Source organism: Yersinia sp. 2541 StPb PI (assembly GCF_052217145.1).
GTDB lineage: Bacteria > Pseudomonadota > Gammaproteobacteria > Enterobacterales > Enterobacteriaceae > Yersinia > Yersinia enterocolitica_E.
In genome coordinates this window covers 1,476,077-1,490,212 of record NZ_JAZGQB010000001.1, presented here as the reverse complement: position 1 = coordinate 1,490,212, position 14,136 = coordinate 1,476,077, and the positions used below count along the sequence as shown (strand labels likewise).

Genomic DNA, 14,136 nt, shown 5'->3' with positions numbered 1-14,136 from the left:
AAAATTTGATAGCGCTATCAGGTAGCGCTACCAATTGAGATATTCGTCACATTAATAGCAACGATAACTATCTACTCTCAGGTTAACAGTCATCGGGAGTCATCAATATCATGTTAAAAACACTGTTAACGTCAGACGTCATTCAGGTGGTTAGCCAGGCAAAAGACTGGCGTGATGCCATCGCCATTTCATGTAAGCCACTGATTGATAATGGATCTATTGAAGCGCGTTATGTCGAGGCTATTTATCTCTCCCATGAGGCGATTGGCCCTTATTACGTAGTCGGCCCCGGCATTGCGATGCCACATGCCCGCCCGGAAGAAGGTGTGAATAAACTCGCCTTGGCATTAACCGTCATTACCGAGGGTGTCACTTTCAATGCTGAAGGTAATGACCCGGTCAAACTGCTCATAGTGTTAGCCGCGACAGACAGCAACAGCCACATCGAGGCTATTTCTCAACTCGCTCAGTTGTTCGATAACGATAACGATGTACAAACCCTACTTAATGCGCAAACGCCGCAAGAGATCCAATCTGTCATTGCGCGTTATTAATCACAGCATTCTGTACGGATAATAATTTTAAGGGAAAAAAAAATGAAAATTACAGTGGTTTGCGGTAACGGCTTAGGTACCAGCCTGATGATGGAAATCAGCATCAAAAGTATTCTGAAAGAACTGGCAGTCACAGCCGAAGTGGATCATGTGGATCTTGGCTCTGCCAAAGGGACACCAAGCGACATCTTCATCGGTACCAAAGATATTGCCGAACAGCTGATTGCTCAGGCCGTTGGTGGCAAAATCGTTGCTCTTGATAACATGATTGATAAAAAAGCCATGAAAGAACGTTTGTCTGTGGCATTAACTGAATTAGGCGCGCTGTAAGCGGAGGCTGGCATGGATTTCTTTCGTTTCTTAATGAGTGATGTGCTTTCTGAGCCGGCTGTTCTGGTCGGTTTGATTGCGTTAATTGGCCTGATTGCCCAGAAAAAACCGGTGACAGAGTGTATTAAAGGCACCGTAAAGACCATCATGGGCTTTGTGATTTTAGGTGCGGGTGCTGGCCTGGTGGTTTCATCTTTGGGTGATTTTGCCAATATCTTCCAACACGCTTTCGGTATTCAGGGCGTGGTGCCGAATAACGAAGCGATCGTTTCTGTGGCACAAAAGAGTTTTGGTAAAGAGATGGCGATGATTATGTTCTTCGCTATGGTGATCAATATTCTGATTGCCCGCTTTACGCCATGGAAATTTATCTTCCTGACCGGTCATCACACCCTGTTTATGTCGATGATGGTGGCAGTAATTCTAGCCACCGCAGGTATCAGTGGCGTGACACTGATTGTGATCGGTTCGTTGGTGGTTGGGGTTGCGATGGTGTTCTTCCCAGCCATTGCCCACCCTTACATGAAAAAAGTGACCGGTTCTGATGATGTGGCAATTGGCCACTTCTCTACCTTGTCTTATGTGCTGGCTGGCTTTATTGGTAGCAAATTCGGTAATAAAGAACATTCGACTGAAGATATGAATGTGCCGAAAAGCTTGCTGTTCCTGCGTGATACGCCAGTGGCTATCTCATTCACCATGTGTATCATTTTCATCGTGACTTGCCTGTTCGCCGGGCCGGAAGTAGTGAAAAGCCTGAGTGGTGGTAAGAACTGGTTCATGTTCTCGCTGATGCAATCCATCACTTTCGCCGCGGGTGTGTACATCATCTTGCAAGGTGTACGTATGGTTATTGCTGAGATAGTGCCAGCATTTAAAGGGATTTCAGATAAGTTAGTTCCTAACGCAAAACCTGCATTGGATTGCCCGGTGGTGTTCCCTTATGCACCTAATGCGGTTCTGGTTGGCTTCCTGAGCAGCTTTGCCGCAGGCCTTATCGGTATGTTCGCGCTCTATTTGATGAACATGACCGTGATTATCCCAGGCGTCGTTCCTCACTTCTTCGTTGGTGCGGCAGCGGGCGTATTTGGTAATGCAACCGGTGGCCGCCGTGGCGCTATTTTAGGTGCCTTCGCACAGGGATTGTTGATTACCTTCCTGCCAGTCTTCCTACTGCCAGTGCTGGGTGATATCGGCTTTGCCAATACCACATTCAGTGATGCCGACTTTGGTGCGCTGGGTATCTTGCTGGGTATTATTGTAAGATAATCAGTGAGATGAAGGTGAGATACACAAAAGCCCCTGCAAAGGGGCTTTTTTTATGGCTAAGCGGGAATCAATCTTCGCGTGGGGTAATTTTACCGTAATCCTGCTCATTGTTGCGCGTCAGCCACAGTGACAGCGCTTTCAGAGAGTCTGGGGTAAATTCGTCACAACGGGCAGTGATATCTTCCGGTACCATCCAGCATACTTCTTCAATTTCCTCAGCCTGTAGTGCAAACGGCCCATGGGACACGCAACTGAATAATCCGCCCCATACCCGACAGCACTCTTCTTCAAAATAAAACAGGCCATGTTCGGCAAACGGGACACCGGCTATCCCTAACTCTTCCTCTGCCTCACGCCGCGCAGACTCCAGGTAGTTTTCACCACTCTGCACCACCCCCCCCGCAGTGGCATCCAGTTTACCGGGATAGAAATCTTTACTCTCGGTACGACGTTGTACCAGAATTTTCCCCATTCCATCGTGCACCACAATATAGGTAGCACGGTGGCGTAGTCGTTGAGCTCTCATTTGTTGACGGCTGGATTGAGCAATAACGTCATTTTGCTCATCAACAATATCAACCCACTCGATGACTGCTGCTGGATTTTGCTCCACCATCCTCTGAAACCTTCTATCTGGGCGCGGTGAGACTCGCGCAATTGTTAATTATATGTTTACCCTCTGACATAACGTCAATCACTTTAGGTAACTAACTATTTATAATAATTTTTTTAAATTCAATTGGGTGACAGATTCATCATTATGTAGGGTCAAAACCTGTAAAACCCCCTCTTCTAACATGCCATAACTTGCCGGGTACCCACCTTTGGGGATACTGACCGAACCTGGATTAAAGCAAATAACCTCTCCCTGCCACCGAGCTTCAGGCAGATGAGTATGACCATAGACTAAGACATCACCATTACGCAACGGAGGAAGTGCGCCAGGGTGATAAAGGTGACCATGCGTCAAAAATAGACGGGTTTCTGGCATAATAATCTGCTGCCAACCCGCCATCATCGGGAACTGCAATAGCATCTGATCCACTTCACTGTCGCAGTTGCCACGAACCGCAATGATCCTTTCTTTATAGGCATTAAGGCGCTGTGCCACCTCTGCTGGCTGATAACCCGCGGGCAACGCATTACGTGGCCCGTGGTTAAGAAAATCACCCAATAGCACCAGCCATTGCGCACCACTGCGCTCGAAGGTAGCCAGCACCTTTTCCGTTGCGGGCAACGAACCATGCAGGTCAGAAGCAAACATTAACTTCATGATATCGTCTTCTCTTAGGTCTACTCTCAGCAAATCAGGCGACGTAAACGCCATGGCACTCAATGAGAGATAAAAGAAGCCTATTCTATCATCCAATTGATCGGATTAATCCGATAAAAATCGATATCTGTTATGCAAAAATTTTATCGCAAAAAGCAGCGCCGACATGAAAAAATAATATCAGCGCAAGGTGAACGACAATACGAGGAAACCGTTATAATGAGGGCTGAGATACCAATTCATCCAATGTCACAGGATTGAATAAATATCCCTGCATTGCATCAATATTGCTACCCTTAAGTTGCGCCGACTCGTCTTCATTTTCCACGCCCACCACAATGACACCGAAGCAATATTTCTTAATGTTATTGATTAAGATCGGGAAGGTATGCTTATTGTGCTGCCAGAAAAAATGCTTATCGATTTTTACATATTCAAAAATATTGGCTGTGACCGCATTCAAGGTGGAGCCGCCGCTGCCCAAATCATCCAGCCATAACGGATACCGCTGCGCCAATTCCCGTAACAATGGGTTATTCATACCATCGGATAAATTAGAAAAAGTCTCCATGATCTCCAACCGTAGGAAGGGCATCTCATCCAACAACTGGCGCGTTGCGGCATCAGTCACAATCACTCCCGCCAAATCAAAATCAATATTGATTGAGAGCAAAACATGGTGAGTGATAAACCAAGCGCTATAGGCTTTTACTGCACGCAATTGATCCTGGAATAAATTAGTCTTTCCGTCGACATCTAATTCTTTAATAAACTTTTCAACATCGATGGGCAAATCAACCGATTTAGCTGAAAATCGGCTTAATAGCTCTACTGCCAGTAAGCTACCATCTTGTCTATGTATGGGTTCGCATACATAAGAACAATTAACTTCGATATTTAGCTTCATGCGCACCTGAAAAAGTGTATGGACAACAATGAGATCACAACCAGATCTCAGCCGGAGGATTTATAAGCCACCGTGAGTTTTTATAAAACACCCAATATTTATTTATAAAACATCCAAACTTCACAAGGGAGAAGGCCAACTGCCCTCTCGTCCATTCAGGTTAGTCTGTTCACTCTAGCAGAAATTCGCAAAATCAGTGTTTTAAAAATAATCAGCGTATGGCTTATAGTCGTTCTTGTTGCTCAGAAAAAATAACCATTTCGGCCGTTTTCTACCGTCGAAGTGGTATTACTTAAGCACTCAATACCGTATTAATCGGACAGATTGGTGCATTTATTTAGTTAAAATTTTTTATTTTTCCAAATGATGTGACTCACCAGACGCTCTGATGAGATAAAAATTTTAATCTCAAGATATGCTCAGTATCGTAGGAGAAGAGCGTAGGTTAGCCTATGCTGAAAGAGACACCAGACTGCCACTATTCAGGCATCAAGTAAGTTATTTGGGTAAGTGAACGCAGATAACACCTCTGCGGCTTCAAATTAAGAAGGGAATAAATGGAGGTTGGCTATGCGTATATTAATAACCGGAGCTACAGGCCTAATAGGGCGCAGTCTGACTGCCTTCCTTTTATCGCAAGCCCATCAAGTAACCGCACTGACCCGTGACACTCAGCGGGCAAATCAGGTACTCGGCGCACAAGTCACCTGCTGGTCAACGCTGGATGATAAACATGATCTCAATGATTTTGATGCAGTAATCAACCTGGCCGGTGAGCCTATTGCGGAAAAACGCTGGACCCCGCAGCAAAAAGAGATTCTATGCCAAAGCCGCTGGCAGATAACCGAGCGCCTGACCACGCTAATACAGGCCAGCACGACACCGCCAGCAGTATTTATTTCAGGGTCCGCCGTTGGCTTTTATGGTGATCAGGGGCAAGCTCTGGTTACCGAAGAAGAGACGCCACATGATGAATTTACCCATCAGTTGTGCGAACGCTGGGAAAATCTGGCTCGGGCGGCTGAAAGTAGTCATACCCGTGTTTGCCTGTTACGCACCGGTATTGTATTAGCGCCACACGGCGGTGCACTAGCCAAAATGGTCCCGCTATTACGTCTTGGATTGGGTGGCCCGATAGGGGATGGTCGCCAATATCTACCCTGGATCCATATCGATGATATGGTACATGGTATCCATTATTTGCTGACCACCGATGGCCTCAAGGGTCCATTTAATATGGTTTCGCCTTATCCGGTACATAACGAGCAATTTATTGCCACTCTGGCCGATGTGTTAGACAGACCAGCGGTTATCCGCACACCTGCCGCCGCGATTCGTTTATTACTGGGTGAATCCGCAGCGTTAGTGCTGGGCGGGCAACGGGCAGTGCCGAAACGATTGGAAGAAGCCGGTTTTGGTTTTCGTTATTTTGAATTGGAAGAAGCACTGCGCAATGTGCTGAATAAACCTGCGGCCAGATCGAATTATTAAATTCAGGTGATAATCTCAGTAGATATTCCCCCTCGGGGGAATATCTACACTACCCTACTTTTATCAGGCGGCAATCAGAGCCCAGGCTCGATTAAGATCAGCGCCGTACATTTTGTGACCTACGCCTTGTATAAGTTCCCGAGTTTTATCGGGAACATTAGACATATTATCAATCAGCAACGCAAGGTTATCACCTTCAATTTTATGATGATTTGTTTGAAAAGAAAAATGGGAAGATACCTCTTGCCCTGAATAGTAATCATCAATAATGACCTCTTTCTCGGTTCCCTTTATGGTAATCAACAGTTGGCTATTCTGTTTTTTAAACCACAGCTCTCTATAATCAATACCTTCAAAATGTACCCTATTCTTGCCGTAACCATCACGGATAGTGGTTATACCCTGACCTTTTTCAATGACAAAAGTATCATTACCTTTACCACCATCCATAAAGTCGATACCACCACCGCTGCACAACGTATCGTTGCCCTGCGCTGCATGTAAATGATCATTACCATTACCACTGAATAACTGATCATGACCTTGACCACCATTGAGACGATTATTCCCTGATTTTGCATGGAGAATATCATTACCTATGCCACCATTGATGGTATTACCTCTGCCACTTCCATCGAATATAACGTCATCGCCATCTAAAAGATCGATGACGTTATTTAATAAGCGATAACCTTCCGGTAAATTGATATTATCATTTCCTTCTGTGGCCTTAATATCCACAGCACTCTCTTCATAAACACTATATCCCTCACCACTTTGTTCAACGAAGAATGTCGAGCCATTTTTATCAGAAAATGTAATAACTTTATTATTTTTGTATTTAAGCTTATCCAGATAAATAATATCAATACTTAAAAACTCATTAGGCTTATCACGATGACTGATTATTAAATCCCCTAACCTATTTTTAGTGACATTAAGATCATAACCGGTGACATCACCAAATGACAAATAGACAGTATTATCAGGATTATTGCTGTTTATCAAAAGACGGCAATCAATAGTTAATACACTATCCCCATCGCTCTCTGTAAGTAATAAATTAGGTATGTGAAATTCATTATCACCACCATTAGCAGTAACAGTATCTCCTGCTCCTAAATTTTCAAATTTATGATAAAGACCATCACTAAAAATGATATTTTTTGTTAATACACTACCATTAAGTGAAGCTTTTATAAAATCAGGTAATTTATTAACCTCCTTATCAATAATGATAGAGTCCTGGCTATAGGACCTTTTATATATAGTAACCTCTTGTTTCCCTGATGGTTTTTCAGCTTGTTTAATCATCGGATTATAATATGCCATCATTTCAAGGGATGATGGTAATTCATTTACATTTTTATCTAACTCCTTAGGCCAATTAGGTACTAATATTAAGCTATCAGCCGTGTTAATAATAAAGTTATGAGATAATATTTTTTTATCACCAGTGTCTTTTAGCTTATAAACATCCTTTAATCTAATTTTGCTACCAAAATATTTTTCTTCATCTACAGATATAATAACATCATTCCCTTCGAGTAAAATAACGCGTATATCTTCAACATTAACAGGTAATATAATGGTACTTACTTCATCAATCCCAGAATCAATAATTGTCACATCAATCGGTATATTTTCATTAGATGATATAATATAAGTATCGATGCCACTCCCCCCTATAGCCGTTCCTCTGTTCAATGCCAATATATCATTACCCTCTCTACCGTCCAGACAGGCCAACCCATTGCCAACCTTAAGAAAGTTATCGCTAGCATTTCCTTTTATTTTATTGAAAAAACCATCATGACCATAAACATTTTCTATATTATAAACTGATAGCAATCTTAACTCATCGCCAATATATCTTACATCGTTTTTAGCCAGATCAACATCATATCCGTTACCAAAACGCAACCCCAGTAGGACGAGTGTATCACTCCCCCCTTGCCCGTCCAATACTGTAGTCAAGCTATGTGTACTAGCTCTGACATCCCCCATTAGATAAAACGTATCTTCTTTATCCCCGCCAAAAAAAGTTTTTTCACCTTCCCCTACATCAAAGCTGTTCCTGTGTTCTTTATAACCAATAATAAGATCACTTCCTCGGCCCGGATTAAAGTGTGTACTTTTATCCGGATTATTTCCAAACGAAGGAGCATGTATTGACTCTGTGACATTTTCATAATAATTAAAGTTCGTATTGATACTGCCATCAATATTTTTTGAAATTTCTATAGTTGGAGTTACTTCATTATACCTCCAAAGATTTCTTATTCCATTAAAATATTCATGACTCATAAATAGCTCATGATTTTTAATAATTACATTATCCTGAGCATGACGATTATCAATATCAGATTCATGTATTTCTACAATATCAAATTTAAAATGGTCAACATTTTTATCATCAAGCCATTTCCTATAATCATTTTCAGATAATGGTTTTGTTTTATAACGCATCAGATAATATCTTTCTATATCCGACTTAGTCGGATCTTTTGATATGGAATCACTGACTTCCTTATCAGGCAGATATCCTGTTGCAGTATCATTAGTATACATTCTAAGCCATTTCTCAGTGGAGTGACTATATACTGAGTCTGCCTTATAGATGAAAATATATTTTTTAACTGGGGTAATATCAACTTCTTCATTAACGTATAAAAGAGTATTAAATCCCATAGGTTCAATTATTTTAGTATAGGTATTTTTAACTAACTCAAGCCTGAAATTATCCATTTTACGTTTTTGCTCAGCACTAAGCTTATTGAGTATCTCCTTCTCCGGCTCTGCCCCGAATGCCAAACGGAAGCCAGTTTTAAACTCCTGCCAACCAGTGAGTTCAATTTCACGTTTAATATACTCAACTTGCCGAACTGCGTTATATATCATCCCCCCTAACATAAGAGTGGCACCGACTGCGATTCCAATAGGGCCAGCAGCGCTCAGCCCCATCGCTAATGCTACCGCAGTGGCTATGCTTATTGCGGCACCCACTACGGAAAGGCTACCATTAACGATGTAGTCTCTTTTCAAATCTGGGTTCGTTTCTTGCAACGCTTTAGTAAAATTATCAATAGCTTCACGAATATCAAAACCTGCTGAGGCTACATTTAATGCCGCCCCCATGTGTTTTACTATTTTAGCGGAGGCCTTATAACCCATACGCCCGATACCTGATTTCGATCCAGATAATAGTTTACGAGTGAAAAAATTATAGGCTTTATCAAAAGCAGGCTGCATAAGGTCAGTGCCAAAATCAACAGCGAGAGAACTCAAACCAATTGCTAGTTGTTTGATTATTTCAGCACGCTCTGCCTCTGTTATATTAGGGTCTTGTAATCTTTTTGTCATTCCATAAGAGGATATGGAGAACGTGAGTATCCCAATAGCCTGTGTACCAGCCCCTAATTTTTGGCCAAATGATTGGAAACGACTTGATTTAACTGTTGCCTGGGTTAGGCTATCCCACAGTTTTGGGCGGATATTGCAGTTTAAATCAACCGATTTATTAATCGCAGCTATATACCGCGCTGCATTTTGCATCACATTAGGATCAGGGTGAGAATTCAATAAATTTTTATTATTATCTAATAATATCTTAATCACCTTAACCGACTGTTGTTGTTCAACAGATGTTTGATCAGGCAATGTATAAAATTCATTTAATTTAGCAGGATCAAAGCAAACTTTTTTACTCCATTCTGGGTTAGTTGAAAGAACATCAACAGTAATCAACTTACCATCAATCATTGCACCCATATCATATAATGTACTAAGAGAAATGGGCTGCCCTTTAAGTATAATATCGTTCTGTAAACTTAGCTTGTATCTCTCAGTCTCTAATCTGGTTTTAAATAAAGAATCTAATGTAGAACCATAATTAGAATTTTTTGCACTTGAAAAGTCAAAACTGTTAATTTCAAATGATAAGTTGTTTTGATTAGTAGCCGAAACATATTTAGTTAATTGTGACGTAAGAACTTTATTGCCATCATCTATACTATTCGCACGAAAAACTAACTCTCCAGCTTCTGGATCATAAATACGATAACGATAATTCCCATCATCATTTTCGACAACCAGGTTGATGGTTTTATTTTCAAAAACAACCTGATAATACCCATTAGCATTGATTTCAATACCTCTATTTAAATTTCCTCTGGCCCCCATTAGCGCAATATCATTATATGTGTTACTTTCTAAAGTGTTTATCTTTTGATTTATTTTATCTAACTGTTTAACTTCATCAATAGAAGCATACTCATTGGTTATATTGTGACAAATATCCTGATGTCGGGATAATAGATCATGAAAACCGGAAGTATTCCCTTTAGACGAAAAATATAAATAAGTAACGCCCAGATCCATAGTGCGTTTTTTTATCCTATTGAGATCTCCTGATAAAGTGATCGATTGACTTAGAGCAGAATATTTAATATCACTATTTTTGGTATGATAATCACCCGCTATCTCCATTAATCTTAAGTTATTGTCCGCCTGACTTTTATGCCATGCCACACTCAAATTTAATGCTTCTACATCTGTCAGTTGTGTCAGGTTAGAATTATTATCACTTAGCTGCTGTAACTCCAGTAAATCCAAACGTAAATCGAGATAAGAGTCAGGATCATTTATTTTTTTTAGTATTTCTCTACTTAAAAGAGGATTATCAGAATCCGCTATAAAATCTCCTAATAGTTTTTTAGAGTCTTTATGCAACTGAGTTATCGATACTCTGCTTTCAGCTAAAGCATCTAACACGGTTACAGCGCTGCGTGCACGCTGGCTAAGCGTTCGGCTCTTATGTCCAGCCGTCGACTCGACCCAATTATTGTATTGATGAGCTGCAGGATCCTGCTGTGTTTTTTCTGCATACTCAGCAAATCGTTGCCACACCAAGGGATCGTGCGCAGCTTGAGCCAACAGCTTTTTATCAATCTTATTATTTTCATCAGCAAAGTAGTATTCTAGATATTGGCTATATTTTTCTATGGCTTCATTTGGTGTTATTTTATCTGCAGCAATATCCAGTAATATATAGCTAGCCACTGGCATATCATTAATTAATAGTTGACCATTTTTAGTTGTCTGGTAATCAACTCTATGGCTACTTTCTTTGGTATATAGCTGACCTTCACTTTCATTTTGACCATAAACAATTGTTTTACGATGCCCATCATCATCAACAATAACCTCTTGTGTGTAGGCACGTAATGATAAATTTTCTCCATTTTTTTGTGCAATTTCTGCATATTTCAAAGCGAAGTGAGGCACAATTCCATCGGTATCAGGGTTTTTCCCCAACTCACATGATAGTATAACCATCCGTTCAGGTATTGTTAATTTCTTCTGTTTGGCTAAATCTTGTAGTGCACTATAAACTTTATCAGCAGAGTGACCATCTAATGTATTTTCATCGTCATCCCCATGGCCAGTTAATATCCATTTAATCTTATCACCGCTTAATGCATTGGGATTTCCATATACAAATCGTGACTCTCCACTGGTAATATCATATTGAATGATTAGCGTTTTATCTGGATGCTTGCTGGCAAGTTCTTGAGTTGAACGAACGATCACTTCATCGTCTGCTAATTGAATAATGACTTGATAGTCGTAGTCTAGCGGAGTAGGCTTAATTAATTTGTTGTCATAAATCTCTTCCGCATTAACATAGCCCCATGAACTCAGTACACTTTTATTATTACTCCTTCTGATTGACCAATCAGCAAATGATTGATCACCTGAAATATCTTTATCTAGCTTCTTATCAAGGAATTCATTAAATTTTAAATAGCTATCATCATTATCAATCACATCTAATATCATTTCACGGGATATGACGCCATCCTGAGAAAAGTCTTTTTGTAATATATCAGGGTAAATGTTGATCGCATCATCAACTGAAACTCTTTCATTTATTATATCATTTATCAATAGAGATGTTGCTATGACATCATTGACAATAATATTTCCGTGTTCGTCCTTGCTATATTTAATGCGATGATATTTATTCTTACTATGTTGCTGGTTTGCTGAATCTATTGTATTTTTCTGTCCAATAATATTAACGGTTAAATCCTGATTATAAGCCTTGACCGACGCATTAATACCTGTTGCCCATAAGCCCCTGGAAAAATCCAAACCAAAATGGCTAATACTGCGTTCATTACCTAAATTACAGCCAGCAATAACAACATGTTTAGGTTTAGTTAAATTTAATTTTTCTTGTATTCTTTGTAGAGCCGAAATCACCTCATTGGGTTTATAACCTGCCAGAGTGGTATTCGTCCCATCTACCACATCACTGCCATGACTGCTTAATACCCAACGAACATTATCCCCTTGTGATTTCTCTAAATCGCCGTAGACAATTTTATGTTCCCCGGCATTAATGTCATATTGAATGATTACTGTTTTATCCGGATGCTTGCTGGCAAGCCTTTCATCGCCTTCAATAATCTCACGCTCACCTGACAACTGGAAAATAATTTGATAGTCGTACTGAGTTCCCGCACCATCATCATTATCCAGGCTTTTTATGAGCTCCGGTTTTACCCGATTCCAGTCGGCTAGCTGTTTTGACGCAGATACTTTATCGGTTATATCAGAATTAAGGACATTCCTTTTTTCACCTTCTTTCAGAATTCCATCAAAATAATCGGGTTGTATAAGTATCCGGGATAGTTTGTCGCCAGTATTTAGCTCCATGATTATAGATTTCATAACCCTTTTGCCATCAACACCTGTCTCAAAGTTGAAATCGACTATTTGCGCATCATGATGTTTATTTATACTAAATTTATAATTCTTTTCTTTGAGAGACCTTAATATATATTCCTTCTCTCCATCTCTGGAGATCTTCCACATTGAGTCCTGGTTGATATGATTAGGATTAGATTGATATTTCTGATATTCAATATTAAAGTCACTCCCTCCTTCTGTTAAATTACTCTTTTCATTAAATAGATACATGTCACCATTAATTTTTAAATATTGGTCAAGAAAGTTTTCAAATAAATTTATCTTATCAAATGTGTATATTCCAATAATAGGATCGAAAAACTTATAGAGAAATCTCCCATTCTCCATAAAAATAGATATGCTCATAGCATGGTTAGGTGAGTCAAAACTGAAAAATGTATTTTCTTTAGTCCGCTTTAGAATCTCCATTAATTTATTAAATTCTATTTTTTCTGGGTTTAATTTATTTACCATACCTTCTGTTTTTGTTTTACTCAGCGAGTCTTCCCCATCATACAAACCACCTTCTATTAGAATTTTTGTGTAGTCATTATCAGCGATATTTTTTTCTTTAATGGTAGTATCAGTTAATATATTCAGAAAATCATTGATTGATAAATTATCATTATTTCTTACTTTTTGCTCATAAAGTAAATTATTTACCAGACCATCAATTATATATTCACTACCTTTACCTGTTTTACGTAAATCGGCCAAAACACGTTTAAACGCACCACTTTTATCTTTGATCGTATTTCCGAGGGAATTTATTAATCTTTCATTATTAATAGTACCTTTGGAGGATTTTCTTTTTAACAATTTAATGAACTGCTCTAAATTAACATGACGTTGTGTGTTATCTTCATTTACTAAGGCTACTTTGAAATCTTGAATAATATCACCGATAAACTTTGCGTTATGATATCTCCTTTCACAGTATTGGACCCATAAGAGTGATTTCAACTCGTCAGAAACAAATTGCCTGTAATATTGAGTTCTTATGTTATTTATTAAATATTTTGAATCTAGATCTGTTATCCTTGTGTCAGTTATATCATTAAGCACAATTCTCTTTAACCAAGAAAGATACGCCTGACCTCCACCTGGGCCGTATTTACTGTCCTCAATTAAAAACTTTGTAGATAACGCCCGGCATAAGCCATTATTAAATTCTTTTGCAGAAATAGTATTCCCATGAGTAACAACAGAAAATGCAATATCAAATATTTTTTTACTTTCGGGTAAAAGAAGATCATATCCTTGGCTGAATTCAAAAAAACCGTTTGCAATTAACTTTATATTTGGCATTGAAAAACCTTAAATTGTATGTTCACTTAAGAAAAAAAGACATCATCAAGCTGCATTCATTATGCAAACAACTAATCTTGATGACCAATAGTGAACATACTATCTATTAACTAATTAACAATATTAAAAAATCAAATAACATCTCAATATATCTTTAAAAGAATACTATAATTTCAAAGAATCATAATTATTATTATATCTATTTATATAATAATATAAATATCTAATCTTATATTTAAGATATCTAT

Annotated in this window: 8 protein-coding genes; 4 read left to right on the top strand and 4 right to left on the bottom strand. The window is 39.2% G+C overall.

The genetic code is table 11. The features are described 5' to 3' along the window. Positions 1-110 precede the first annotated feature (110 nt). Genes V1953_RS06595 through V1953_RS06585 form a run of 3 tightly spaced genes read left to right on the top strand, consistent with a single transcriptional unit; the run spans position 111 to position 2,153 of the window. Positions 111-554, top strand: a complete 444-nt coding sequence (locus V1953_RS06595) for a PTS sugar transporter subunit IIA (protein ID WP_083158248.1) — start codon at positions 111-113, stop codon at positions 552-554. A gap of 42 nt (positions 555-596) precedes the next feature. Then, positions 597-884 (top strand): PTS sugar transporter subunit IIB, encoded by a 288-nt coding sequence (locus tag V1953_RS06590; protein ID WP_083158247.1) that lies wholly within the window; start codon positions 597-599, stop codon positions 882-884. 12 nt (positions 885-896) lie between these two features. After that, the gene (locus V1953_RS06585) at positions 897-2,153 is read left to right on the top strand and encodes a PTS ascorbate transporter subunit IIC (protein ID WP_005277900.1); all 1,257 of its coding nucleotides are present in this window, start codon (positions 897-899) and stop codon (positions 2,151-2,153) included. A 67-nt stretch (positions 2,154-2,220) separates the two neighbouring features. Here V1953_RS06585 and yfcD read toward each other — a convergent pair whose 3' ends face one another. From yfcD to V1953_RS06570, 3 genes are all read right to left on the bottom strand, one after another. Then, positions 2,221-2,769, bottom strand: coding sequence for an NUDIX hydrolase YfcD (gene yfcD, locus V1953_RS06580; RefSeq protein ID WP_083158246.1), 549 nt, complete (start codon positions 2,767-2,769; stop codon positions 2,221-2,223). 99 nt (positions 2,770-2,868) lie between these two features. Then, positions 2,869-3,426, bottom strand: a complete 558-nt coding sequence (gene yfcE, locus V1953_RS06575; protein ID WP_442850772.1) for a phosphodiesterase — start codon at positions 3,424-3,426, stop codon at positions 2,869-2,871. 214 nt (positions 3,427-3,640) lie between these two features. Next, entirely contained in the window at positions 3,641-4,333 is a 693-nt protein-coding gene (locus V1953_RS06570; protein WP_442850771.1) for an EAL domain-containing protein, read from the bottom strand. Between the two features lie 570 nt (positions 4,334-4,903). On the opposite strand from V1953_RS06570, the gene V1953_RS06565 reads away from it, so the two are divergent. Further along, positions 4,904-5,824: a TIGR01777 family oxidoreductase gene (locus tag V1953_RS06565; RefSeq protein WP_442850770.1), complete on the top strand. Its 921-nt coding sequence runs from the start codon at positions 4,904-4,906 to the stop codon at positions 5,822-5,824. Between the two features lie 63 nt (positions 5,825-5,887). On the opposite strand, the gene V1953_RS06560 is transcribed toward V1953_RS06565, so the two are convergent. Beyond that, entirely contained in the window at positions 5,888-13,888 is an 8,001-nt protein-coding gene (locus tag V1953_RS06560) for a C80 family cysteine peptidase (protein WP_442850769.1), read from the bottom strand. Between the last annotated feature and the right edge of the window lie 248 nt (positions 13,889-14,136).

What these genes read in the sequence shown, in the direction of transcription:
- V1953_RS06590 (WP_083158247.1), top strand. Translation starts at nt 597, where the DNA reads ATGAAAATTACAGTGGTTTGCGGTAACGGCTTAGGTACCAGCCTGATG.
- yfcE (WP_442850772.1), bottom strand. Translation starts at nt 3,426, where the DNA reads ATGAAGTTAATGTTTGCTTCTGACCTGCATGGTTCGTTGCCCGCAACG.
- V1953_RS06560 (WP_442850769.1), bottom strand. Translation starts at nt 13,888, where the DNA reads ATGCCAAATATAAAGTTAATTGCAAACGGTTTTTTTGAATTCAGCCAA.
- V1953_RS06570 (WP_442850771.1), bottom strand. Translation starts at nt 4,333, where the DNA reads ATGAAGCTAAATATCGAAGTTAATTGTTCTTATGTATGCGAACCCATA.
- V1953_RS06585 (WP_005277900.1), top strand. Translation starts at nt 897, where the DNA reads ATGGATTTCTTTCGTTTCTTAATGAGTGATGTGCTTTCTGAGCCGGCT.
- V1953_RS06565 (WP_442850770.1), top strand. Translation starts at nt 4,904, where the DNA reads ATGCGTATATTAATAACCGGAGCTACAGGCCTAATAGGGCGCAGTCTG.
- V1953_RS06595 (WP_083158248.1), top strand. Translation starts at nt 111, where the DNA reads ATGTTAAAAACACTGTTAACGTCAGACGTCATTCAGGTGGTTAGCCAG.
- yfcD (WP_083158246.1), bottom strand. Translation starts at nt 2,769, where the DNA reads ATGGTGGAGCAAAATCCAGCAGCAGTCATCGAGTGGGTTGATATTGTT.